The sequence below is a fragment of the Roseateles sp. FW305-36 genome, assembly GCF_058787015.1.
The window spans coordinates 47,521-70,893 of sequence record NZ_JBYSZK010000009.1; the positions used below are offsets into that span (position 1 = coordinate 47,521).

Here is a 23,373-nt window from a genome sequence, read left to right on the forward strand (position 1 = left end):
GTTTTTTTCGTCAATCCCCATTACTTTTGGCAGGCCCAGCCACATGCGCGCGACCTCTTCCCTGAACCTCTGTGGCCTCCTCGTGGCCGTCGCGGCCGCGCTGGCGGGTTGCGGGCGCAAGGCCGATGCCGAAGGGGGCGGTGCGGCGTCGGCACCGGGCAAGGGCGCGAGCGCGCCGGCGCAGATGGTGGGTGTGGTCAAGGTGCAGCAGGCCGACGTGCCCATCACCGTCGAGGCCAGCGGCACCGTCACGGCCCTGCAGAGCGTGGACCTGCGCGCGCAGACGACTTCGACCGTGGCCCAGGTGCTGGTCAAGGACGGCCAGAACGTCAGGAAGGGCGAGCTGCTGTTCCGCTTCGACGACCGTGCCGACCGCGCTTCGCTGGAGAAGGCCAAGGCACAGCTGGCGCGCGACCGGGCCGCGCTGACCGACCTGGAGCGCCAGCTCAATCGCGCCAAGGAGTTGAAGGCGCAGAACTTCATCGCCCAGAACGCCGTCGACACGGCGCAAGCCAATTTCGATGCCGGCCAGGCTCTGATCCGCAGCGACGAGGCCGCCGTGCAGGCCGCCCAGGTCACGGCGGGCTACAACGAGCTGCGCGCCCCCATCAGCGGCCGCGCCGGCATCGTCAGCGTCTTCGCCGGCAGCCTGGTGCAGCCCAGCGCCACCGCGGCGCCCCTGGTCAACATCGCCCAGCTGGATCCCATCAGCATCGCCTTCAACCTGCCCGAGACGCAGCTGGGCACGCTGCTGGAGGCCACGCGCAGCGGCCGCCTGGACGTCGAGGCCCTGCCCCCACCCGGCTCGCCGCGCGGCGCCGTGGCGGTGAAGGGCCATGTCACCGTCGTCGACAACCTCGTCGATACGACGACCGGCACCATCAAGGTCAAGGCCGAGTTCGACAACAAGACCCAGACGTTGTGGCCGGGCCAGTACCTGCGCGTGCGCGTGACGCTGCGCACTCTCAAGGGTGCCACCGTCGTGCCGCAGGTTGCCCTCATCCTGCGCGGCAATGAGCGCTCGGTCTACGTCGTCACGCCCGAGAACACGGCCAAGCTGGTGCCGGTGCAGGTGCGCGCCGGCATGGGTGAGCTGGCCGTCGTCGAGGGCCTGGAGGCCGGCCAGCAGGTCGTCGTGGACGGCAAGCAGAACCTGCGTCCCGGCACGCCGGTGAAACTGCTGGCGCCCGTCGTCAAGCCGGCCGGCATGGCTGCCTCCGGGGCCGCCCAATGAGGTTGACGGAGCTTTTCATCCGCAGGCCGGTGATGACCGTCCTGCTGAACATCTCGCTTGTCATCGGCGGCCTGGCGGCCTGGAGCCGCATTCCGGTGGCGGCCCTGCCGTCCTACAACACGCCCATCATCAACGTCGGGGCGTCGCTGCCCGGCGCCTCGCCGGAGACCATGGCCTCGTCGGTGGCCCTGCCGCTGGAAAAGCAGTTCTCGACCATTGCCGGCCTGCAGACCATTTCCTCGGTCAACACGCTGGGCAACACCTCGCTGACGCTGGAGTTCGACCCCTCGCGCGACATCGACGCCGCTGCCGTCGACGTGCAGGCCGCGCTGTTCCGCTCGCTGCGCGCGCTGCCGGCCGAGATGACATCGCCGCCCAGCTACCGCAAGGTCAATCCGGCCGACGCGCCGGTGCTGCTGGTGGCGCTGACCTCGCCGTCCATCAACCTGTCCGAACTGAACGACTACGCCGAGAACCTGCTGTCGCCGGGCCTGTCGACCATCGACGGCGTGGCCCAGGTGTCCATCTTTGGCCAGAAGCGCTTCGCGGTGCGCATCAAGGCCAGGAACGAGCTGCTGAACCAGCGCAACATCACGCTGGAGGAGCTGCAGGCGGCCATCCGCGGTGCCAATGCCAACACGCCGGTGGGCGTGCTGGATGGTGCCCGTCAGACCCTGACCATCCAGGCCAACAAGCAGCTGAAGAACGCGCAGGAGTTCGGCGCCGTCGTCATCGCCTCGCGCAACGGCGCGCCGGTCTATCTGCGCGACGTGGCCGATGTGCAGGACAGCTTCGAGACCGTCAAGAGCTTCGGCAGCTTCCAGGGCGAGCGCTCCATCGTGCTGGCCATCCAGCGCCAGCCCGACGCCAACACCGTCAAGGTCGTCGACGCCGTCAAGGCCCTGCTGCCGCGCTTCGCGGCGCAGATGCCGGCCTCCATCAAGATGGACACGCTGAATGATCGCTCGGTGTCCATCCGCGAGTCCCTGCACGACGTCTACTTCACGCTGGCCCTGACGGTGGTGCTGGTCGTGATGGTGATCTTCATCTTCCTGCGCCGCGCCGTGGCGACGCTGATCCCGACGCTGTCCCTGCCGATCTCGCTGATCGGCGCGCTGACCCTGCTGTTCGCGCTGGGCTATTCGCTGGACAACATCTCGCTGCTGGGCATCACGCTGGCCGTGGGCCTGGTGGTGGACGACGCCATCGTCATGCTGGAGAACATCCACCGCCACATCGAGGACGGCATGGCGCCCTTCGAGGCGTCGATACGCGGCGCGCGCGAGATGGCCTTCACCATCATGTCGATCTCGATCTCGCTGGTGGCGGTGCTGATCCCGATCTTCTTCATGCCGGGCGTCATCGGCCTGCTCTTCCACGAGTTCGCCGTCGTCGTCTCGCTGTCCATCCTGGTTTCGGCCGTGGTGTCGCTGACCCTGGTGCCCATGCTGTGCAGCCGCCTGCTCAAGCATCACGAGCACACTGAGGAAGGCTGGCTGGGCCGTCATTTCGAGCAGGGCTTCAACTGGGTGCTGGGCGGTTACACGCGCAGCCTGGACGTCGCGCTGCGCCACCGCTGGTGGGTCATCGGCGTGGCCGTCGTCAGCTTCGCGGCCACGGTCTGGTTCTACATGAGCATCCCCAAGGGCTTCTTCCCCGAGGAGGACATCGGCCAGATCCAGGGCAGCACCGAGGCCGCCGAGGACATCTCCTTCACGGCCATGACGCTGCTGCAGGAGAAGGTCGCGGCCATCGTGCAGAACGACCCGGCGGTGGCCAGTGTGTCGGCCGGCATCGGCGGCGGCGGCAATGCCACCAACACGGGTCGCCTCTTCATCAACCTCAAGCCCCGCAAGGACCGCCCGGCCATGCCACAGGTGCTGGAAGGCCTGCGCAAGAAGCTGCGCACCGTGCCCGGCATCGCCGTCTATCTGCGCCCGGTGCAGAACCTGCAGCTCGGTGGCCGCCAGAGCAAGAGCCGCTACCAGTACACCCTGCAATCGGTGTCGGCCGGCGAGCTGAACTCCTGGTCGGTCAAGCTGCAGGACAGGCTGCGCGAGGACAAGCGCTTCCGCGACGTGACCAGCGACTCCCAGCTGCGCGGCCTGCAGGCCAATCTCGTCATCGACCGCGAGCGCGCCTCCGTGCTGGGCGTGCAGATGGGCGATCTGCGCAATGCGCTCTACGACGCCTTCGGTGAGCGCCAGGTATCCAGCATCTACGCCGAGAGCAACACCTACCAGGTCATCATGGAGGCCAGCGACCCTGACCGCGCCAGCGAGGACGCCTTCGACAAGATCTATCTGCGCGGTCGCAACAACGCCCAGGTGCCGCTGAGCGCCTTCGCCACCGTGCAGCGCGGCCTCGGGCCCACGGCCGTCAACCACCAGGGCCAGCTGCAGGCCATCACCATCAGCTTCAACCTGGCGCCCAACGTGCCGTTGGGCGACGCCACCACGGCGCTCGAAGGTTATGGCCGCGAGATCCAGCTGCCCGCCAGCGTCATCACCAGCTATGGCGGCGATGCGGCGGTGTTCAAGGACTCGCAGGGCGGCCAGCTGCTGCTGATCGGCCTGGCGCTGGCGGTCATCTATGTGCTGCTGGGCGTGCTCTACGAGAGCTACATCCACCCCATCACCATCCTGGCCGGCCTGCCGTCGGCGGCGGTGGGCGCGCTGATCACGCTGCAGCTCGCCGGCATGGAGCTGACCATCATCGCCACCATCGGCATCGTCATGCTGATCGGCATCGTCAAGAAGAACGCGATCATGATGATCGACTTCGCTCTGGATGCGCAGCGCAACCAGGGCCTGACGCCGGCCGAGGCCATCCGCGAGGCCTGCGAGCTGCGCTTCCGGCCCATCATGATGACGACGCTGGCCGCGCTGATGGGGGCGCTGCCCATCGCCCTGGGCCTGGGCGCGGGTGCCGAACTGCGCCAGCCCCTCGGCCTGGCCGTGGTGGGCGGCCTGATCCTGTCCCAGGCCGTGACCCTCTACATCACGCCGGTCATCTATCTGGCGCTGGACCGCTTCAGCGGCACCGGGCCGGACGTGCGCGAAGTGGTGGAGTTCGCGAGTAAGGCCGCTTGATCAGCTGAACTTCAACCGGCCCTCGCGGGCGGCCATTTGGAGGCTGCCGGCGGCGCGTTCGATCATTGCGATGACGGCATCGAAGCCGGCGACCGGTCCGAAGTAGGGGTCGGGGATGTCTTCGCCGGCCATCTCCGGCACGAAGTCGGTCAGCAGCAGGATGCGGGCATGGTGTTCGGGCGCGGCCTTCTTGCGCAGCGATTCGACATGCTCCGACTCCATGGCCAGCACCAGGTCGTACTCGCCCAGCTGCTCGGGCTCGAGGCGGCGCGAGCGCCATTTGCGGTCCAGGCTGTATTTGTGCCGCTCCAGCGCGGCCGCGGCACGCGCGTCCACCGGGCCGCCACGCGGGTCGGCATGCACGCCGGCCGAGGCGATGGTCTTGAACACATCGCCGAGCTTGGCCCTGAAGATGGCCTCGGCCATCGGCGAGCGGCAGATGTTGGCGGTGCAGACGAGGAGGACGGCGGCCATGGCGTTCAGGCGGTGAGTTGTTGACGCATGGCGTCGATGACCGATTTGTAGTCCGGCTTGCCGAAGATGGCCGAGCCGGCGACGAAGGTGTCGGCGCCTGCCGCAGCGATCTCGCGGATGTTGTCGACCTTGACGCCGCCGTCGATCTCCAGGCGGATGTCGCGACCGCTGGCGTCGATGATCTCGCGCACCTTCTTCAGTTTCTGCAGCGCCGACGGGATGAAGCTCTGGCCGCCGAAGCCCGGGTTCACGCTCATCAGCATGATGAGGTCGACCTTGTCGATGACCCACTCCAGCACGTCCAGCGGCGTGGCGGGGTTGAAGACCAGGCCGGCCTGCTTGCCTTCGCCCTTGATGAGCTGCAGCGTGCGGTCCACATGGGTGCTGGCATCGGGGTGGAAGGTCACCATGTCGGCACCGGCGCGGCAGAAGGCCAGCGCCAGGCTGTCGACCGGCTGCACCATCAGGTGCACGTCGAGGATGGCCGGCGTGCCGTCGGGCTTGGTCGCATGCTTGCGCAGGGCCTCGCAGATCATGGGGCCGAAGGTCAGGTTGGGCACGTAATGGTTGTCCATCACGTCGAAGTGGATCCAGTCGGCGCCGGCGGCCAGCACGTTCTTCACTTCCTCGCCCAGGCGGGCGAAGTCGGCGGACAGGATGCTGGGGGCGATGCGGTATTGAGGGGCGGCCATGGGCCGGGATTCTAGGTTCCTGGTCTCTTGAAGCTGTCACGCGCCTGCTGCGCTTCCTTCCAGTGGTGGCAACCGGGCTGGTGGTCGTTGATCAGGCCCATGGCCTGCATCAGCGCATGCATGGTGGTCGGGCCGACGAACTTCCAGCCGCGCTTCTTCAGATCCTTGGACAGAGCTTCAGAAGGCTCTGACGTGGCCAGGTTGTGGGCCACCGAGTTCTTGGGCGGCTCGAAGCGCCACAGATAGGCGGCCAGCGAGCCTTCCGCGGCCACCAGCTCCACGCAGCGGCCGGCGTTGTGGATGGCCGCCTCGATCTTGCCGCGGTGGCGCACGATGCCGGCGTCGGCCAGCAGGCGGTTCACGTCCTTCTCGCCGAACCTGGCCACCTTGTCGTAGTCGAAGCCTGCGAAGGCCGCACGGAAGGCCTCGCGCTTGTTCAGGATGGTGCGCCAGGACAGGCCGCTCTGGAAACCCTCGAGGCAGAGCTTCTCGAACAGGCGAAAGTCGTCGGCCACGGGCCGTCCCCATTCCTCGTCGTGGTACTTCAGATAGGTGTCGTCTCCGGGAGCGGCGGCGCACCAGGCGCAACGCGGGCGGCCATCGGGGGGCAGGTAGAGGGGGCGGGTCGGCATCGGGAAGCGGCTCCTTGCGACGTGCGAGTGTCCATGCGGGCGGGCCCTGGCGTGTCAGCTGGCGCTTCGCATTTTCTCGGGCCGAGCGCTGGGCCGCTCCCGAGCCGGCCCGCTTGGGCGAGGCGCTAACGATATTTGTCGCCAATCTGGCGCAGCGTGCCGTCCTTCTCCAGCTTGCGCAGGGCCTGTGTCAGGCGCTCCTCGTAGGCAGCGGGCAGGTCGGCCCGCAGCGCGAGGAACTGCGGCTCCTCCAGGAAGGCGGTGCGTCCTATCTTCAGCTTGTCGCCGAACTTGCTTTCAAGCACATGGTGCTGCAGGTTGATGTCCTGGCCATAGATGGCATCGGCCCGGCCCAGGGCCAGCATCTGCAGGGCCTCGCGCTCGGAGCCGACCTCGGCCACCGTCACATGGGCCGCGATCAGCCGACGCGCCACCGCCGTGCCCCGCATGACCAGCACCGGCTTGTGGCGGCTCAGGGCGGCCAGGTCGGCCAGGGAATCGGGGTTGCGCGGGTCGTCGGCGCGCTGCACGACGACATGGCGGATGGTGTACAGCGGCACGGGAACGTAGCGCCACTGCTTCTCGCGCTCGGGCGACTTCAGCAGGCAGAAGAAGGCGTCGACCAGGCCGTCGGCCAGCAGGCGCTCGACGCGCTTGAGCGGCACCTGCTGGTCCAGGCCGGTGAAATGCAGGCCCGGGTCCTGGCGTTCGACGGCGCGCAGGATCTCCAGGCAGAGCCCGGGCTTGAGCGGGCCACCGTCCGGGTCGTACTTGACGGTCGAGCTGGCCTGCTGCACCGTGCGCAGCGTCAGCTCCTGGGCCGGCGCCGCCAGGCTCAGCAGCGCGCTCAGCAGGCCGAACCAGCGCAGCACTTAGGATCACGCATCCCGACGAACATGCGGCGAGCATAGCCCCCGCGCCCGACAATCACCTGATGGCCAACCCCCGTTTCAGTTGCAGCGTCACCGTCCAGGCCCTGCCCGAGCAGACCCATCTCGAGCAAGGCCTGTACGCCTTCAGCTACACCATCACCATCGAGAACAGCGGCGACGTGCTGGCGCAGCTGATCGGCCGGCATTGGGAGATCACCGATGCGCGCGGCCAGGTGCAGGTCGTCGACGGCCTGGCCGTCGTCGGCCACCAGCCGGTGCTGGCGCCCGGCCAGACCTTCCAGTACAGCTCCTGGGCCCAGATCAGCACGCCGCAAGGCACGATGCGCGGCCGCTTCCTGTGCGTGACCGAGGCCTGCGAGGTCTTCCACACCGACGTCGCCGAGTTCCTGCTGGCGGATAGCGCGTCCTTGCATTGATCTGGGACCTCACCGCCCTGCTGAACGCGGCCGACCCGCAGGCCACGCTTGCTGAGCGCAACCTGTGGCTGGTACGCCTGCTGGAATGGCTGCGGCATGCGCCGCGCGAGGAGGGCACGCCCCGACCCCTCGTCAGGCTCAAGCACCTGCTCAATGTGCTGGAGCGCCACCCCGAGCATGCCTACAACTTCGCGGGCGTCATCGCCGGCGTGTGGAGCGAGGTGGATGCGGTCAGCCTGTTCGCCGAGGTGGGCTTCGCGCCGCGCGCGGCGCTTTGGCACGAGTTCCTGGCGCGCCTGCGCCGCCGCGTGCTGCCCGCCAGCGCCGACACGCGCGACCTGGCCGCGCTGTTCGAACTGCTGTTCGGCGATGAGGCTGACGAGGACTGGATCAGCGCCATCGACGACGAGCTGCTGGCGCGGCTGGGCCTGCTGTTCGCCGCCGCGCCCGATGGCGGCTGGCGGGTGGAGATGCGCTCGGCCGTCACGGTGCTGGTCAGCAGCGTGCATGCAGCCGGCCTGTCCGGCCCCTTGCGCGTGCGCATGGACGAGCTGCTGCTGCAGGACAGGCCCTTCCACCAGTTGCCCACCGCTTGGGAAGCCGTGGAGCGCGCCCTTCAGCAGCGCGAGGAGGACGTGCTGGCGCCGGCCATGCAGTACCTGCACGCGCTGCTGGACCGCTGCCGCGCCGCCACGCTGACCGTGCCGGAGCATCTGGAAGCGCATGGCGTGTCGGTGGACCTGATGTTCTCGGTCGAGCAGCTGACGGCGCGACTGGACCGCATCGAGGCCCTGCTGGCCTGCCTGGTATCGGCCGAGCCGCGGCGGGAGCTGATGCGGCTGGTGGCCGGCCTCGTGCGCGTCGTGCACGACAGGCGCAGCCTGCGCATGCTGTTTGCCCGCCACTATTCGCTGCTGGCACGCAAGGTGGCCGAACGCAGCGCCGAGACCGGCGAGCACTACATCACCCGCAGCCGCGACGAGTACCGCGACATGCTCAAGCGTGCGGCCGGCGGCGGCGCCGTCATTGCCGGCACGACGCTGCTCAAGTTCCTCATCGCCCTGCTCGGCTTCACGGCCTTCTGGGGCGGCTTCTGGGCCGGCGTGAACTACGCCGCCAGCTTCGTCCTCATCCATCTGCTGCACTGGACGGTGGCCACCAAGCAGCCCGCCATGACGGCACCGGCCATGGCCGACAAGCTGCAGCACATCGACCGCGACGAGGGCCTGGAAGGCTTTGTCGACGAGGTGACGCATCTCGTGCGCTCCCAGGTGGCCGGGGTGGTCGGCAACCTCGCGCTCGCCGCGCCGCTGGTGCTGGCCGTGCAGGGCCTGTGCTGGCTGGCCTTCGGCGCGCCGCTGGTGGGCCAGAAGGATGCCCTCTACGTGCTGAAGTCGTTGAGCCTGTTCGGTCCCTCGCTGCTGTTCGCCGCCTTCACCGGCACGCTGCTGTTCGCGTCCAGCCTCATCGCCGGCTGGGTGGAGAACTGGTTCGTCTTCCACCGCCTGGACAGCGCCATTGCCTGGAACCCGCGCATCGTCGCGACGCTGGGCTCGGCGCGCGCCCAGCGCTGGTCGCGCTGGTGGCGGGCCAATATTTCCGGGCTCACGGCCAATACCAGCCTGGGCCTGATGCTGGGCCTGGTGCCGGCGCTGTTCGGCTTCTTCGGTCTTGGCATCGAGGTGCGCCATGTGACCCTGTCCACCGGCCAGCTCGCGGCCGCTGTGGGGGCTCTGGGCGTCGGCGTCATGGCGACCTGGGCCTTCTGGTCCTGCGTGCTGTGCATCGCCGGCATCGGTGTGCTCAACGTCGGCGTCAGCTTCTTCTGCGCCTTCAAGGTGGCCATGCGTTCGCGCGGCGTGCGCCTGGCGGACCGCAGGCGGGTCTATGCGGCCATCCGCGCCAGGCTGCGTCGGGCGCCGTTGAGCTTCCTGGTCCCGCCGCGTTAATCCTCGCGGCGCTCGCCCTTGTTGCGGCCCGAGAACATGGTCCACCAGATGATGAAGACGAAGATCAGCAGCGCGCCGAGGGCTTCGAGGACGAGTAACAGCATGGCGGGGTGGACGCGGTTGGGGCTGGCCGCCATTCTAGGAAGCCTGGTCGCCTGCTCCTCGCCGCCGCTGCAAACGCCATCGGCCACCCCATCGGCACCCAGCCAGACGCCGCCGCGAGCCGCCGCCGCGCGCTGGGTCGCCGTCGACTGGAAGGAGTTGCCTGGCTGGGGCAATGACGACCTGCTGGCCGCCTGGCCGGCCCTGCTGGCCAGCTGCCAACGCCCCGCGCCCGGCTGGGCCGAGTTCTGCGCCCGGGCTGCGCTGCAAGCGCCGGTCGATCCGCTCGAGGCGACAGTCTTCCTAATGAAGCATCTGCGACCCTGGCGGCTGAGTGCCGACGGCGGCGAGGCCACCGGCCTGCTGACCGGCTATTTCGAGCCCCAGCTCGCCGCCAGCCGCAGCCGCCAGGGTGCCTTCCAGTGGCCGCTGCATTCCCTGCCGAACGATTTGGCCCTGCGCCGACTGCCGCGTCGCGATGTGGACGCCAACCCGCGCTTCGCGGCGCTGGAATTGGCCTACGTCGATGACCCCTTCGCGCTGCTGCAGCTGCAGATCCAGGGCTCGGGCCGCCTCGTCATGCGCGATGCGAGCGGGGTCGAGCGCATCAGCCGCGTCGCCTTTGCCGGCCACAACGACCAGCCCTTCCAGTCGGTCGTGCGGCCGCTGCTGGATCGTGGCGAAGTGAGCGACGCGACGCCGCGCACCCTGAGCGACTGGGCGCGCCGCAATCCGGGCAAGGTGCGCGAGGCCCTGGCCGTCAACCCGCGCGTCGTCTACTTCCGCGAGGAGGCCCTGCCCGACGCGACCCGGGGCCCGCGAGGCGCCCAGGGCGTTCCGCTGACGCCAGGCCGCTCGGTCGCCATCGACCGTGGCTATATCGCGCTGGGCACGCCCCTGTGGCTGGACAGCACCGAGCCCTGGAGCAGCACGCCGCTGCGCCGCCTGGTGCTGGCCCAGGACACCGGTGGTGCCATCCAGGGCGCCGTACGCGCCGACCTGTTCTGGGGCTGGGGCGACGAAGCCGCGGTGCAGGCCGGCCGCACCAAGCAGCCGCTGCGGCTGTGGGCGTTGTGGCCTGAAGGCTTCACTCCGAAACCTTGACGCCCTTCCAGAAGGCGTACCGGCCCTTGATCTCGGCCGCGGCCGGCAGCGGGTCGGGGTAGTACCAGACGGCGTCGGTATTCATCTCGCCGTTGATCAGCAGGCTCAGGTACTTGGCCTCGCCCTTCCAGGGGCAGCGGCTGACGTGGTTGCTGAAGGTCGTGTACTGCTTGTTCAGCGCCTCGGGCGGGAAATAGTGGTTGCCTTCGACGACCACCGTGTCGTTGCTCTCGGCGATGGTCACGCCGTTCCAGACTGCCTTCATGCAGGGTCTCCGTGAAAATGGGTTGGATGAGACGCTACCACTCCCACTTGGGCCGCGACATCGTCGTCACCGGCGGCAGCGCCCGCGACCTCGAGCCGGGCCAGTTCGGCGTGCTCGCCATCGACGGCGGTGCGGGCGGTTGGTCGGTCGTCCACAAGGGGCCTGGCGGCGACGTGGATGAACTCAACAACGAGATGCATTTCGAGACGCCGGAGGAGGCGCTGGCGTTTGCGAAGGAGCTGATCGAGATGATGGCGGGCTGACGCGATGGTCTTGGTCATCCTCGATCAAGCCGGGCCGCCCACGTTCTGCTCCTTGCTCGAAGAGCCCGGACGGGTGTTGAGCATTGACGGTGAGCGCTTCGAGCACGCCGGGCTCGGCGACTGGATAGGCTTCTATGACTGGCTGAGGCTGAAGTCCGGCGAAGTGATTGGTGTGCGCTTGTGGCCGGGCGATTACAACGCGCATCTCCGCAAGGCGGCGGCCAGCGCCAACGTCGAGGTCGGCAAGAGCGGGAAGTCGATCGATATCTACCTTGGCGATGAGCGCGAGTTCGACCCTTCGATGTCGGACGACCAGGACTTTGGCAACAACCAGCTGATGGTCAGCGCGACGCGCTACGCCATGACTTTCAGCGCGCCAACGGCGCGATGAGTGCGCTGGCCATGAAGCTTCTTCACCCTGCTCCGCTCACTCTCTATGGCGCCCGGGCCTCCGGCTCAGTCGCGGTCGAAGCCGCCTTGACGCTGCTCGGTCTGCCCTACACGCTGATCGAAGGCGCTACTTGGGCTGAAGCCGCCGCTCGCGAGCGCGTCGCGCCGACCAACCCGATGCGCCAGATCCCGACGCTGGTGCTGCCGGACGGGGAGGTCATGACCGAGAGTGCGGCCATCCTGATCTATCTGGCCGATCTGCATCCCGAGGCTCGACTGGCGCCGCCGACGAGCGACCCTGTGCGCCGGCAGTTCCTGCGCTGGATGCTCTATGCGTCGTCGGCGATCTATTCGCTGCACTGGATCAAGCCCGACGTGAAGCGCATCGGTGCGCCCGACAGCGCGCGAGAAGCCGTCGTCGATGCGGTGCACGAGCGCATCGCTTTCTGCTGGTCCAATATGGACGGGCAGCTGACGCCGGGTCGCTGGCTGCTGGGTGATGAGCTGACGGTGCTGGACCTTTACGTCGCCGTCATCTCGCGCTTCGGGCCATGGCGCGAGCGCTTCTACACGGCTGCGCCGCGGATGGCAGAGGTGATCCGACGCGTGGACGAGGAGCCTCGCCTCGCAGAGCTCTGGCTTGAGCGGTTTCCGGACGGATGAGATAGGTTCTTCCATGGGTGCTAGATCTGATCGCCGCCGAGAGTTCCTGGCTCAACATCCGCTGTGTTGCTTCTGTGGAGGCACCACGGCGAGCGAGGAGATTGACCATGTGCCTTCTCGTGTTCTGTTCAAAGATCGGCGTTGGCCAGAAGGATTTGAGTTTCCCGCTTGCAGCAGGTGCAATCGAGCCACAGCGCTTGACGAACAAGTAGTGGCGATGCTTTCGCTTCTCACTGCCACCAGCGCTGACCCAGAAATGATGTCGCTTGTGCAGGAACGTATTCAGGCTGTTGCGAACAACCTCCCAGCTATCTTTCATGAGATGAGGCCTTCCACTTCTCAGCTTCGTGAGGCGGGCCGCAAATACGACGTTCGCCCGAGTCCTGGGCAACTCTTACGTGACCTTCCTCTTTTGTCGGTCAAAGGCCCGCTTGTAAATTCCGCTATTGCCAACTTCGGTAGGAAACTTGCGTGTGCACTGCACTACAGACACGCAAATACGATTGCTCCGCCGAACGCCGACATTGCGGTTCGTTGGTACTCAAATCTCCAAATCAGTAACGACGAAATTCCGACGGAGCTCGCAGAGCTCCTGGTCAACTTTCCAACTCTTCGACGCGCCAACACGAACCTCCAGGATCAGTTCTTCTACCGCTGGGCCGTGAGTGATACGGGGAAGATGTCTGTGGCCTTGGTGTTCTTTCGGGACGCATTTGCCATACTGGTTTTTTTGAATGCAAGCGAGACTGACCGTAGCGCCCTGGAAGGGGTGAATATGCTCAACCCATACGCTTGGCGCTAGGAAGTGCCGAACTGGTAAATGGCTGTTCAGCGCTTCAACGTCTTCGGACGCCTCTTCGACATCGAACGCCGCGGCGAGCAATGGACGGTGCTTTACGTCGGCAACGACGGCAAGCGTGCACCGGCCGGTTTCGTCATCCCGGAGTTCGTGGCGGGCGAGGAACTGGAGCAGTTCTTGTTCGACCTGTTCCACGAGCAGGCTGCCTACAAGAAGGGTGGCATCCATCGGGTCGACCGCGATGGCGGCACGGGCACGCCGGGTGAACATGAACATCTTTGAGCTGGCGACCATCGTCTGCGTTCCCGTAGGCGCAGCGCTGGGCTACCAGTGGGCGTCACCCTATGGCGTAACACCCGGCGTCGTGGCGGTGGGCGCGGGCGCCGTGGCCGGCTACTTTGCCGGCCCTCTCCTGGCGCTGGTCGCCCTGGCACCGTTCCAAGCAGTGGCCTGGCTCTGGCGACGCAGGAAGCGCCCTTAGCAAGAGGCAGGCGTCAAACCTGCCCGCCCGCCTTCGCCCCCTTGCCCTGCAGCACCGGCGCGTCCGGCATGCCGAGCAAATCGGCGGCAAGTGCCTCGGCCACCTCGATGCCGTCGACGCCCGCGCTCATGATGCCGCCCGCATAGCCGGCGCCTTCACCGGCCGGGAACAGGCCGCGCACATTGACGCTCTGGTAGTCGCGCCCACGGTTGATGCGCAGCGGTGAGGACGTGCGCGTCTCCACGCCGGTCAGCACCGCATCGGGCCTATCGAAGCCGCGGATCTGGCGGGCGAAGGCGGGCAGGGCTTCGCGGATGGCTTCCAGCGCGTAGGTCGGCAGTGAGCCGCGGCCCTTCTCTTGCAGATTGGTCAGCGTGACGCCCGGCTTGTAGCTCGGTGCCACGTCGCCGAATTCCTTGCTGACCTGGCGCTTGATGAAGTCGCCCACCAGCGAGCCCGGCGCCAGATAACCGCCGCCGCCCAGCTCGTAGGCGCGGCTTTCCCAGATGCGCTGGAAGGCCATGCCGTCCAGCGGGTTCACCGGGCTGCCGTCGCGCTTGCCGTCCTGGCGGTAGTCCTCGGGCGTCAGGCCGACGACGATGCCGGCATTGGCATTGCGCTCGTTGCGCGAGTACTGGCTCATGCCGTTGGTGACGACGCGGTTTTCCTCGCTCGTCGCGGCCACCACGGTGCCGCCGGGGCACATGCAGAAGCTGTAGACCGAGCGGCCGTTCTTGGCGTGATGGACCAGCTTGTAGTCGGCCGCGCCGAGGATCTCGTTGCCGGCCGCCGCCCCGAAGCGGGCCGCGTCGATGAGGCTTTGCGGATGCTCGATGCGGTAGCCGATGGAGAAGGGCTTGGCCTCCATCTGCACACCGCGCTCGTGCAGCATCTTGAAGGTGTCGCGGGCGCTGTGGCCCAGGGCGATGACGACGTGGGTGGTGCTGATCTGTTCGCCCGATTCGAGTTGCACGCCGCGCACCGCACCGTCCTCGATCAGCAGGTCGGTCATCTTCTGCTGGAAGCGGATCTCGCCGCCCAGGGCCTCGATGTCGGCCCGCATCTTGATGATCATGCTGACCAGGCGGAAGGTGCCGATATGGGGCTTGCTGACGAAGAGGATCTCTTCGGGCGCGCCGGCCTTGACGAACTCGGTCAGCACCTTGCGCGTCAGGTGGCGCGGGTCGGAGATCTGGCTGTAGAGCTTGCCGTCGGAGAAGGTGCCGGCGCCGCCTTCACCGAACTGCACATTGCTCTCGGGGTGCAGCTTCTGCTCGCGCCACAGGCCCCAGGTGTCCTGCGTGCGCTCGCGCACCGCCTTGCCGCGTTCGAGCACGATGGGGCGCAGGCCCATCTGGGCCAGGATCAGGGCGGCGAACAGGCCGCAGGGGCCGAAGCCGACGACGACGGGGCGCGGGCCGGTGTACTCGCCAACCTGCGCCAGGAAGTGATAACCGGTGTCGGGCGTGGGGCGGATCTGGTGGTCGCCGGCAAAGCGGGCCAGCACGGCGGCTTCGTCGACGCCCTCGGCCAGCGTGCAGTCCAGCGTGTAGACCAGCTGGATGTCGCTGCGCTTGCGCGCGTCGTAGCCGCGGCGGGCGATGTGGAGGCCGGCCAGTTCGGCGTCCGAGAGCTTGAGCCGGGCCAGCACGGCCGGGCGCAGTGCGTCCTCGGTATGGTTGAGCGGCAGGCGGAGTTCGTTGATGCGGATCATGGTGTCTGGTCAGTTTCTAGCCGACAAAAACAAACAGGCCCCGCAGGGCCTGTTGAGGGGATCTTCAGGCGCAGGGCCCGATGATCAACCCGAATGGGGGCGCTTGCCCGGGTTCTTCTTGGAACGGGTGTGCGAACCGCGCTCCAGGCTGCGCAGCTGGCCCTTGCCGGCCGTGAAGGTCACGCCCTTGGGGGCGGCGGGACGGGGAGAAGCCTTGCGGTCGGCTTCGGTAACGATCTTGTTGCCCATGATGGCTCCTAAACACAAAAGCCCACAGCAGGGGCGAATCGCCAATACAGCGTCGAAAAGCGCGGATTTTAGCCTGTCCGGCCCAACCAGGCCTGGAAGTCGGGCAGATCCATGGGCTTGGCCAGCAGATAACCCTGGATCAAATCACAGCCGCAGGCGGCGATGCAGTCGAGCTCGGCCTGGTTCTCGACGCCCTCGGCCGTCACGGTCAGGCCCAGGCCCTGGCCGACGCCGACGATGGATTTCAGCAGGGCCTGGCGGCGCGGGTCGCCGTTGACGTCCTGCACGAAGCTGCGGTCGATCTTGAGCTCGTCCACCGGCAGGTGTTGCAGATAGGCCAGCGACGACTGACCCGTGCCGAAGTCGTCGATGGCCAGGCTGACGCCCCAGGCCTTCAGCGCGTTCAGCACGGCGATGGGGTCGGTGCCGCTGGACATCAGGCCGGTTTCGGTCACTTCCAGCTGCAGCTGGCTGGGGTCGACGCGGTATTCGGCCAGCAGGGCAGCCAGGCGGGCGGGCAGGGTCTGGTCCTGGATGTCCAGGGTCGAGATGTTGACGGCGATGCTCATGGGCGGGCGGCCCTCGACCTCCCAGGCGGCCAAGGTGCGCACGGCGCGCGCCAGCATCCAGTCGGTGATCTGGCGGATGCGGCCGCTGCGCTCGGCAAAGGGCACGAAATCGCCCGGCGGCAGCCAGCCGCGCTGCGGATGCTGCCAGCGCACCAGGGCCTCGGCGCCGGTGATGCGGCCAGTTTTCAGGCAGCGCTTGGGCTGCAGGAACTGGCGCAGCTGGTCCTGCTGGATGGCGGTGGCCAGGTCGGACAGCAGGCTCAGATGCAGGGCGCGCGCGGCTTCGGCACTGGGGTTGAAGACGGCGACGTCCTGGCGCAGGCGCTTGGCCTCGAACATGGCCTGCTCGGCGCGGCGCAGCAGGGCCTCGGTGTCGGCCGCGTGTTCCGGCCAGTGGGCAACGCCCAGTGACACCGACAGGTCCAGGGACTGGCCCTGCCAGTTCAGCTTGTGCTCGACCTCCTCGCGCAGCTGGGCGGCCAGTGCCGCGCCGTGGTCCAGCTTGGACACCGGGGCCAGGGCGGCGAAGGTGCCACCGGCCAGGCGGCCATAGGCGGCCACGCCCTCGAACAGGCCCTCCAGCTTGGCGGCGGCACCGCGCAGCAGGGCGTCGCCGGCGTCGAAGCCGAGCACGCTGTTGACGGCCTTGAGGCGGTCCACGTCGATGCAGATCAGCACGGCCTGCTGCTCGCGCTCGGGCAGGCTGGCCAGCAGGCGGTCGCCGTCGGCGATGAAGCGGGCGCGCTGGGGCAGGCCGGTCAGCAGGTCGACGTCGGCGAGGCGGCGCAGCTCGGCCTCGCGCTGGCCCACGGCCTCGGCCATGGTGTTCATCGCCGTGGCCATGTGGCCGACCTCGTCGGCCGAGTCGACCTCGATGCGGTGGCCGTACTGGCCTTGGGCGATCAGCTCGGCACCGTCCTCGGCGCGCTTGAGGGGGTTGATGATGGAACGCGTGACGCCGACGGCCAGCAGGGCGCCGGCAATGAGGGCGCCTATGCAGATGGCCAGCACGCCGGTGCGGTCGGCATCGATCTGGTCGCGCAGCTCGCGGGCCTGGGCCGTGCCGGCACGCTCCTCGCTGGCGGCCAGCTGGTGGATGGCGCTGACGAACAAGGACAGGGCCGACTCGGTGTCACTGCCCAGCAGGGCGCGCGCGGCCTGGAAGTCGTCACGCTCGATGAGGCCGCGCACGTCGACGTAGCTGGCGCGGTAGTCGGCCAGGCGCTGGCGCACCTCGGACAGGCGCTCGGTGCGCGGGCCGGAAGGCAGCACCATGGCCAGGCGCTGCATGGCATCGTCCAGCCGGTTGTTGGCGGCATTGATCTCGGGATAGGCGGACACGCGCAGCTCGGCGTCGGGGCTCATCAGCACCAGCAGCTTGCGCGCCACGGCTTCGGCGTTGCGGTTGATCTCGTTGACCGAGTCGCGGATGACGGCCTGGTCGTCGACGATGCGGTTCAGCGCCTCCGAGAGCCCGGTCAGGCGATACACCGACAGGGCCGCCAGGCCCATCAGCAACAACAGCAGCAGGCCGAAGGCCAGGCCCAGGCGGGTGCGGATGCGCAGCCGCCGCGACAGCCTGCTGAGGGGCCGCTGCATGCCGCTCATCCCTGGGCCGGCTCCCGTGGGGTCATTCGGCGCTCCAGCGCGTCAGCAGCAGGCGCGCCGTCGCCACATTGGTGGCGCAGGGCACGTCGTGGACGTCGCAGGCGCGCACCAGGGCGTTGATGTCGGGTTCGTGCGGCTGGGGCGTCATCGGATCGCGCAGGAAGATGACCCCGTCCAGGTCGCCCACCGCCAGGCGGGCACCGATCTGCAGGTCGCCGCCCATCGGGCCGCTCAGCATGCGCTCGATGGTCAGGCCATGGGTGGCGGTCAGCCGCGTGCCCGTCGTGCCGGTGGCCATCAGCTGGCAACGGCGCAGCAGCGGCAGGAAGTCTCCGGCCAGGGCGAGCATGGCGTCCTTCTTGCCGTCGTGGGCGATCAGGGCAAGCTTCATGGGCTGAAAGGCGATGAGTTCTGCAAAGGATTGACGTTACACGCAAGACGTGAACATAAACGCGCAAGACTTGGCACATTGCGACACTGGCAGCGGCTGTTACTCGACGTACCCGCCGTCGCCCTGCTGCCACGGCCTGGCAGCGCCCCCGGGCAGCATCGCCTCTCCAACTCGCCAACCGCCTGAACCTCATGAACTTCCGCCAGCTCCACCAGGGCCCCGGGCTCCTGAAGATCGCCAATGTCTGGGACGCCGGCAGTGCCGTCCTGGTGCAGGCACAGGGCGTGCCCGCCCTGGCCACCACCAGCGCCGGCCTGGCCTGGGCCCTGGGCTACCCCGACGGCAACCAGCTGCCCGTCGACGAGCATGCCGACGCCCTGCGCCGCATCACCCGCGTCGCCCGCGTGCCGCTGTCCGCCGACAGCGAGGCCGGCTACAGCGATGACCCCACGACCGTGGCCGACAACATCATGAAGTTCGCCGCGGCCGGCGTGGTCGGCATCAACCTGGAGGATGGCACCGGTGCGCCCGCCCTGCTGTGCCGCAAGATCGAAGCCATCAAGACGGCGGCGGCCCGGGCCGGCCTCGACATCTTCATCAATGCCCGTTGCGATGTCTGGCTGAAGAACCTGGCGCCCGGCCGGGCGGTCGAGGAGGTGCTGCTGCGGGCGCGTGACTACGCCGCCGCCGGCGCCGATGGCCTGTTCGCGGCCGGTGTGACGGTCGTGGCCGACATCCAGGCCCTGGTGGGCGGCCAGCCCCTGCCGCTGAACGTGATGGCCCGGCCGACCCTGCCCGGCCTGGAGGAACTGCAACGCCTGGGCGTGCGCCGCATCAGCGCGGGCAGCGCGATTGCCGAGGCGGCCTGGGGCCGGGCTCAGCGGGCCGCGGCGGGTTTCCTGGCCGAAGGCGCCGGCAACGAGCTGTTCGAAGGCGCGACGCCCTATCCGCAGATCAACGGCGCCCTGAACGCCGCCAACCAGCCTCAAGGCTGAATCGAGACCCGCAACTGCAGCTCGCGCTCCGGCTGGCCGGCCGCGTCGCGGCTGCTGACGGTGCCGCGGGGGGCGGGCTGCGTCGTGGCGCCGCCGCTGCGGGCCACGGTCTGCCAACGCTCCAGCGGCAGGTCCAGGGTCGACTGGAGGGCCTGGTCGTCCATGTCGATGTCGAACTCGACATGAACCAGCGCCTTGCCGCCAGGCCAGCTGGGTTTCACGGCAAAGCTCTGTGTCGTGCGGCGTTCACCGCTGCGCGGGCTGGCATAGACACGCTGCGGCGTGCGGGTGGTCGGGTCGAGCTGGACGACGGCGTCCACCCATTGCAGAGGTTCGCGCGTCGTCAGCCGCTGGGCGGTGCGCTGGCCGTTCTGCACCAGCAGGCGCTGGACCGTCTGCGGCAGGGGCTGCGCGGTCGAGGTGACCACGCCGGGCCCGCGTGGCGACACCGAGCCGGCCGTGCCCACGACGACGGCGCCGTCGCGCACGCCGGCCTGGGCGGCGGGCGGCAGATTGCTGTCCACCCAGCGCAGCTCGACCACGAAAGTGACGGCCGGTGGCGCGGCCACGGCCGCCAGCGGCCACAAGGTCAACAGGACGGCACGGCGCTTCATGCGCACCAGCTTATTCCCGTGCGGCCTTGGGGCTGGCCGGCAAAAGCCGCGGTCCGAACAGGTTGATCGCCAGACCGGCCATCACCAGGGCCGCGGCGATCAGCTTCCAGCCCGGCAGCGCTTCGCCCAGCAGCAGGCTGGCCGAGCCCATGCCGAACACCGGCACCAGCAGGGCCATGGGCACGATGCGGCCGGCCGGGTGGCGGGCCAGCAGCCAGCTCCAGACGCCATAGCCGAACAGCGTATTGCCGATCGACTGCCACAGCACCGCGGCCCAGGTGCCGACGCCCGACGCGGCAAGGCCCGCCGTGACCTGGTCGGGCCCGTCGACCAGCAGGGCCAGCACCATCAGCGGCGGCACCGCGAAGGCGCTGCTCCAGACCACATAGGCCAGCATGTCGATGCGGCCGGCGCGCTGGGTCAGCAGGTTGGCGCAGGCCCAGGACAGCGCGGCCGCCAGCACCATGGCCAGGCCCAGAGCAGTCGTCGTCCCGTCGGTGTGCGAGGCGATGACGATGACGCCGCCCGCTGCCAGGGCCAGGCCCAGCCAGGTCGTCGCCGCCACGCGTTCGCCGCGCAGGCTGACGGCCAGCAGCAGCGTGAAGAAGACCTGCGTCTGCACCACCAGCGAGGCCAGGCCCGGCGAGATCTGGCTGCGCATGGCGAGATACAGCAGGCCGAACTGGCCCACGCCGATCAGCACGCCATAGCCGCCGAGGTTGCGCCAGTCCACTTGCGGCCGGCGCAGGAAGAAGCAGGCCGGCACGAAGGCGAAGCCGAAGCGCAGCGCGGCCAGTGTCATCGGCGGCAGCGTGTGCAGGGCGTATTTGATGACGACGAAGTTGCTGCCCCAGATCGCGACGACGGCCAGGGCGAGCAGGAAATGGCGCAGGGGCAGGGCGGCTTGCATGGCGGCAGTCTAGGCAGAACGGCCGACTGCCATCATCCACATGGGATTCCTGGTTTGCGCGCTGCGCGCTGACCAGCGTCAGTCGATGCCGATGCGGTTGCGTCCCGCAGCCTTGGCCTGGTAGAGGCGCTGGTCGGCGCGTGCCAGCGTGTCGGCCAGGGCCTCGCCGCGGTGATGGCCGGTCAGGCCGATGGAGACGGTGATCGACAGCGTGCGATCGCCGCCGATGTCGATGGACAGGGCCTCGATCTGCTGGCGCAGCCTCTCCATGCCGCCCAGGGCCGGCGGCATGGCCGTGTCAGGCAGCAGCACGACGAACTCCTCGCCGCCCCAGCGCGCCAGCACGTCGGTCGCGCGCAGGGCCGCCTGGCCGGCCTGGGCGAAGGCGCGCAGCACGGCGTCGCCGGCCGCATGCCCGTACTCGTCGTTGACGCGCTTGAAGTGGTCGAGGTCGACGACGGCGATGCAGAAGTCGTGACCATGGCGCAGCGAACGCAGCAGCTCCTGGTCCATCAGGGCCTGCATCTGGCGGCGGTTGGGCAGGCCGGTCAGTTCGTCGCGCGTGGCGATGGCCTGCAGTTGGGCCAGGGCGCGTGCCAGTTCCTCGCGTTGCAGGGACAGGCGGCGGCGGATGCGGCTCAGTCGCGCCGTCAGCACGGCGACGGCGGGCAGCATGATGGCCAGCATCAGGAAATGGCCGATCTCGATCGCGGGCGGATAGTCAGCAGGCCGATGGCCCGCCATGAAGGCCATGACGAGGCCGAACAGCGTCAGCGCGAACAGGCCCAGGGCATAGGCGCCGCGGGCCCGCAGCTGGAACATGCCGAACATCAGGATCAGCGTCAGCACCGGGAAGACGGCGCCACGCAGCGGGCCGGCCTGGGCGTAGCCGAAGGCCGCGGCGGCGATGGCGAAGCCGATCTGCAGCCGGGTCAGCGAGGGGTCGGCGAAGCGCAGCGACCAGCCGCTGCGGATGGCCGCGTAGATCAGCGCCATGCCGGCGAGCGACACGGCCGTCCAGGTCCACAGCAGCAGGCCATGCTCTGCGTGAGCGACGCTGACGGCGTAATGCAGCATGGGGACGCACAGGCCCATCAACGCCATGGCGAGCGAGGTCTGGCGCAGGCGCAGGCGCTGGGCGGGCTCGACGCCCAGCCACAGGTCGACCAGCCGACGAAGGTGCGACAGCGCCATGCCGCAAGCCTAACCGGCAGCTCCGCTGCGGTGGGTCAGGCCTTGCTCCTTGTCGAGCCGGGGCGGTGCTTGTTCACGCTAGTCCGTCAAGCCGGCACAGCGCCGCAGCAGCGCGGGCAGCACCTCCACGGCCGCGGACCGCCAGGCGCCCATCAGGCAGACCTGCACCCAGTTGCGCTCGCGCAGGTAGGCGCTCTGGTGGGCGATGCGGCAACCGAGGCGGCCCAGGCGCTGGCCCAGGCGCTGCGCATCGATGCCGGGCGGAAGGGCCAGCGTGATGACGCCGGGCTGGGCCTGCGATGGCGCCACCAGGGCGGGCAGGCCCATGGCCCGGAAGGCGTCGCGCAACTGGCTGTCCGCCTCGCGGGTGGCCTGCCAATGCGCCGGCCAGTCCAGGGTCAAGGCCGCCTCCAGCGCGGCCACCGCATTGGAACTTTGCGTGGACGCCACGCCGCCGGCCCGCGAGATGGCACCCAGGTCCAAGGCCGCCGGCAGCGTGGCGCCCGAAGCCAGATCGCCGTCGTGCAGCACCAGGGCCAGGCCGGGATGGCTACCGAGGGCCTTGCCGCTGACGCTGCTGGCCAGCCAGACGCCGTGCAGGTCCAGTTCCTGCAAACCCAGCGCGCTGACGGCGTCCAGGCAGAGGGCCGCGCCGACTTCAGCGCAGGCCTTGCTCAGCATCTCCGGGGCGTTGCGCGCGCCCGTCGAGGTTTCGCAGACGGTGGTCCACACCCAGGCCGGCCGCTGTTCGGCCAGGGTGGCGACGAGGCGCTGTTCGTCGATGGCTTCGCCCCAGGGCAGGGACAGGGTCTGGTGGGGCAGCTGCCAGCGCCGCGCATGGTCGGCCAGGCGTTCACCGAATTCGCCGTTGCTGATGACCAGGCCGGTGCGGCCGCGCTGGCGGATCTGCCCGGCAACGGCATCGTTCGCCAAGGTGCCGCCGCCGGGCAGCAGCAGGGCGCCGGCGCAACCGGTCATCTGCCGAAGGCGCTCGGCAATGCGTTCGACGCGCCGCCTGTGTTCGATGGAGCGGTGCGACACCGGCTCGCCGCTCCAGGCCCGGCGCACGGCAGGTGACAGCGGCACCGGCCCGGGCAGGAAGCAGGCCGCCTCCTCGCCGGCGCTCAGCTCCAGATGGGCGACGCGCTCGGCATAGTCGGGCAGGCGCAGCCACATCGGTTGGTAGACGGCCTCGCCGCTGCCCACGCGCGGGCCGAAGGGCTGGAAGCCGAGATGGGCATAGAGCTTGAGTTCGCGCGTCGTGCCCGAGATCAACGCCAGGTCGCAGCCCTGGTCACGGAACTCGCGGCCCAGCACGCCCGCCAGCCGCGCGAACACGCCGGCCTTGCGCCAGTCCGGTGCCACGGCCAGCAGTCGCACTTCCATGGCGCGCTGGTGCTCGGGCAGGTAGGCGTCCAGGTCGGACAGCTTGCCGTCCAGCGAGAAGGGCCGCCGCGCGCGGCCGGCGATCATGCCGACGAGCTCGTCGCCCTCCAGCGCAATCGCGTAGGTGTTCTCGTCGTGGAAGCGGTCCACCAGGCGCCGCAGCGGGTTGGGCGGATGCTGCGGGATCTCCTCGACGAAGGTGCGGTAGTTGAGCTGGTGGATCGCCTCGAATTCGGCGGCGTCGCTGGCAATCTTGTAGATCAGGCCCATGCGTCGATTCTGGCGCTGTTGCCC

General features: G+C 68.7%; 24 protein-coding genes. 11 read left to right on the plus strand and 13 right to left on the minus strand.

What is annotated here, in order from left to right; all coding sequences use genetic code 11:
• The first annotated feature begins 43 nt into the window (after window positions 1-43).
• Window positions 44-1,234 (plus strand): efflux RND transporter periplasmic adaptor subunit, encoded by a 1,191-nt coding sequence (locus AC3WOE_RS17390; RefSeq protein WP_492692195.1) that lies wholly within the window; start codon window positions 44-46, stop codon window positions 1,232-1,234.
• Complete coding sequence (locus tag AC3WOE_RS17395; protein ID WP_492692197.1) at window positions 1,231-4,326, plus strand: efflux RND transporter permease subunit; 3,096 nt, start codon at window positions 1,231-1,233, stop codon at window positions 4,324-4,326. The genes AC3WOE_RS17390 and AC3WOE_RS17395 overlap by 4 nt, the downstream gene beginning before the upstream one ends.
• Here AC3WOE_RS17395 and AC3WOE_RS17400 read toward each other — a convergent pair whose 3' ends face one another.
• The 4 genes from AC3WOE_RS17400 to AC3WOE_RS17415 all read right to left on the minus strand — a co-directional run bounded on the left by AC3WOE_RS17400 (window position 4,327) and on the right by AC3WOE_RS17415 (window position 6,996).
• On the minus strand, window positions 4,327-4,800 hold the full coding sequence (locus AC3WOE_RS17400; RefSeq protein ID WP_492692198.1) for a low molecular weight protein-tyrosine-phosphatase: 474 nt from the start codon (window positions 4,798-4,800) through the stop codon (window positions 4,327-4,329).
• Window positions 4,801-4,805: 5 nt separating this feature from the next.
• The gene (gene rpe / locus AC3WOE_RS17405; protein WP_492692200.1) at window positions 4,806-5,492 is read right to left on the minus strand and encodes a ribulose-phosphate 3-epimerase; all 687 of its coding nucleotides are present in this window, start codon (window positions 5,490-5,492) and stop codon (window positions 4,806-4,808) included.
• 11 nt (window positions 5,493-5,503) lie between these two features.
• The gene (locus tag AC3WOE_RS17410) at window positions 5,504-6,124 is read right to left on the minus strand and encodes a DNA-3-methyladenine glycosylase I (protein ID WP_492692202.1); all 621 of its coding nucleotides are present in this window, start codon (window positions 6,122-6,124) and stop codon (window positions 5,504-5,506) included.
• A gap of 125 nt (window positions 6,125-6,249) precedes the next feature.
• Window positions 6,250-6,996, minus strand: coding sequence for a substrate-binding periplasmic protein (locus tag AC3WOE_RS17415; RefSeq protein ID WP_492692203.1), 747 nt, complete (start codon window positions 6,994-6,996; stop codon window positions 6,250-6,252).
• Window positions 6,997-7,058: 62 nt separating this feature from the next.
• On the opposite strand from AC3WOE_RS17415, the gene apaG reads away from it, so the two are divergent.
• From apaG to mltA, 3 genes are all read left to right on the plus strand, one after another.
• Complete coding sequence (gene apaG, locus AC3WOE_RS17420; protein ID WP_492692204.1) at window positions 7,059-7,433, plus strand: Co2+/Mg2+ efflux protein ApaG; 375 nt, start codon at window positions 7,059-7,061, stop codon at window positions 7,431-7,433.
• Window positions 7,430-9,382 (plus strand): site-specific recombinase, encoded by a 1,953-nt coding sequence (locus AC3WOE_RS17425; protein ID WP_492692205.1) that lies wholly within the window; start codon window positions 7,430-7,432, stop codon window positions 9,380-9,382. The genes apaG and AC3WOE_RS17425 overlap by 4 nt, the downstream gene beginning before the upstream one ends.
• A gap of 102 nt (window positions 9,383-9,484) precedes the next feature.
• The gene (mltA, locus tag AC3WOE_RS17430; protein WP_492692206.1) at window positions 9,485-10,588 is read left to right on the plus strand and encodes a murein transglycosylase A; all 1,104 of its coding nucleotides are present in this window, start codon (window positions 9,485-9,487) and stop codon (window positions 10,586-10,588) included.
• Here mltA and AC3WOE_RS17435 read toward each other — a convergent pair.
• Window positions 10,572-10,853 carry a DUF427 domain-containing protein gene (locus AC3WOE_RS17435; RefSeq protein ID WP_492692207.1) on the minus strand — a complete coding sequence of 94 codons (282 nt, stop codon included), beginning with the start codon at window positions 10,851-10,853 and terminating at the stop codon, window positions 10,572-10,574. The two genes, mltA and AC3WOE_RS17435, sit on opposite strands and share 17 nt — an antisense overlap.
• A 26-nt stretch (window positions 10,854-10,879) precedes the next feature.
• Here AC3WOE_RS17435 and AC3WOE_RS17440 point away from each other — a divergent pair, with 26 nt between their 5' ends.
• From AC3WOE_RS17440 to AC3WOE_RS17460, 5 genes are all read left to right on the plus strand, one after another.
• Complete coding sequence (locus AC3WOE_RS17440) at window positions 10,880-11,116, plus strand: hypothetical protein (RefSeq protein ID WP_492692208.1); 237 nt, start codon at window positions 10,880-10,882, stop codon at window positions 11,114-11,116.
• A gap of 10 nt (window positions 11,117-11,126) precedes the next feature.
• The gene (locus tag AC3WOE_RS17445; RefSeq protein WP_492692209.1) at window positions 11,127-11,507 is read left to right on the plus strand and encodes a hypothetical protein; all 381 of its coding nucleotides are present in this window, start codon (window positions 11,127-11,129) and stop codon (window positions 11,505-11,507) included.
• Entirely contained in the window at window positions 11,504-12,169 is a 666-nt protein-coding gene (locus AC3WOE_RS17450; RefSeq protein ID WP_492692210.1) for a glutathione S-transferase family protein, read from the plus strand. Before AC3WOE_RS17445 ends, AC3WOE_RS17450 begins: the two co-directional genes overlap by 4 nt.
• A 217-nt stretch (window positions 12,170-12,386) precedes the next feature.
• Window positions 12,387-12,971, plus strand: coding sequence for a hypothetical protein (locus tag AC3WOE_RS17455; RefSeq protein WP_492692212.1), 585 nt, complete (start codon window positions 12,387-12,389; stop codon window positions 12,969-12,971).
• A gap of 18 nt (window positions 12,972-12,989) precedes the next feature.
• On the plus strand, window positions 12,990-13,250 hold the full coding sequence (locus AC3WOE_RS17460) for a DUF7661 family protein (protein WP_492692213.1): 261 nt from the start codon (window positions 12,990-12,992) through the stop codon (window positions 13,248-13,250).
• 212 nt (window positions 13,251-13,462) lie between these two features.
• On the opposite strand, the gene AC3WOE_RS17465 is transcribed toward AC3WOE_RS17460, so the two are convergent.
• From AC3WOE_RS17465 to AC3WOE_RS17480, 4 genes are all read right to left on the minus strand, one after another.
• The gene (locus AC3WOE_RS17465; RefSeq protein WP_492692215.1) at window positions 13,463-15,163 is read right to left on the minus strand and encodes an NAD(P)/FAD-dependent oxidoreductase; all 1,701 of its coding nucleotides are present in this window, start codon (window positions 15,161-15,163) and stop codon (window positions 13,463-13,465) included.
• 84 nt (window positions 15,164-15,247) lie between these two features.
• On the minus strand, window positions 15,248-15,412 hold the full coding sequence (locus AC3WOE_RS17470; protein ID WP_439463957.1) for a hypothetical protein: 165 nt from the start codon (window positions 15,410-15,412) through the stop codon (window positions 15,248-15,250).
• A gap of 68 nt (window positions 15,413-15,480) precedes the next feature.
• Window positions 15,481-17,580, minus strand: a complete 2,100-nt coding sequence (locus tag AC3WOE_RS17475) for a putative bifunctional diguanylate cyclase/phosphodiesterase (protein WP_492692216.1) — start codon at window positions 17,578-17,580, stop codon at window positions 15,481-15,483.
• 31 nt (window positions 17,581-17,611) lie between these two features.
• Window positions 17,612-17,980 carry a methylglyoxal synthase gene (locus AC3WOE_RS17480; RefSeq protein ID WP_492692217.1) on the minus strand — a complete coding sequence of 123 codons (369 nt, stop codon included), beginning with the start codon at window positions 17,978-17,980 and terminating at the stop codon, window positions 17,612-17,614.
• Between the two features lie 191 nt (window positions 17,981-18,171).
• On the opposite strand from AC3WOE_RS17480, the gene AC3WOE_RS17485 reads away from it, so the two are divergent.
• Window positions 18,172-18,975, plus strand: coding sequence for an isocitrate lyase/PEP mutase family protein (locus tag AC3WOE_RS17485; protein ID WP_492692219.1), 804 nt, complete (start codon window positions 18,172-18,174; stop codon window positions 18,973-18,975).
• On the opposite strand, the gene AC3WOE_RS17490 is transcribed toward AC3WOE_RS17485, so the two are convergent.
• From AC3WOE_RS17490 to AC3WOE_RS17505, 4 genes are all read right to left on the minus strand, one after another.
• Window positions 18,966-19,589 (minus strand): hypothetical protein, encoded by a 624-nt coding sequence (locus tag AC3WOE_RS17490; protein ID WP_492692220.1) that lies wholly within the window; start codon window positions 19,587-19,589, stop codon window positions 18,966-18,968. The genes AC3WOE_RS17485 and AC3WOE_RS17490 overlap by 10 nt on opposite strands.
• A 10-nt stretch (window positions 19,590-19,599) precedes the next feature.
• Window positions 19,600-20,499 (minus strand): EamA family transporter, encoded by a 900-nt coding sequence (locus AC3WOE_RS17495; RefSeq protein ID WP_492692222.1) that lies wholly within the window; start codon window positions 20,497-20,499, stop codon window positions 19,600-19,602.
• Between the two features lie 78 nt (window positions 20,500-20,577).
• Complete coding sequence (locus tag AC3WOE_RS17500) at window positions 20,578-21,693, minus strand: GGDEF domain-containing protein (protein WP_492692224.1); 1,116 nt, start codon at window positions 21,691-21,693, stop codon at window positions 20,578-20,580.
• 78 nt (window positions 21,694-21,771) lie between these two features.
• Entirely contained in the window at window positions 21,772-23,349 is a 1,578-nt protein-coding gene (locus AC3WOE_RS17505; RefSeq protein ID WP_492692225.1) for a GNAT family N-acetyltransferase, read from the minus strand.
• Between the last annotated feature and the right edge of the window lie 24 nt (window positions 23,350-23,373).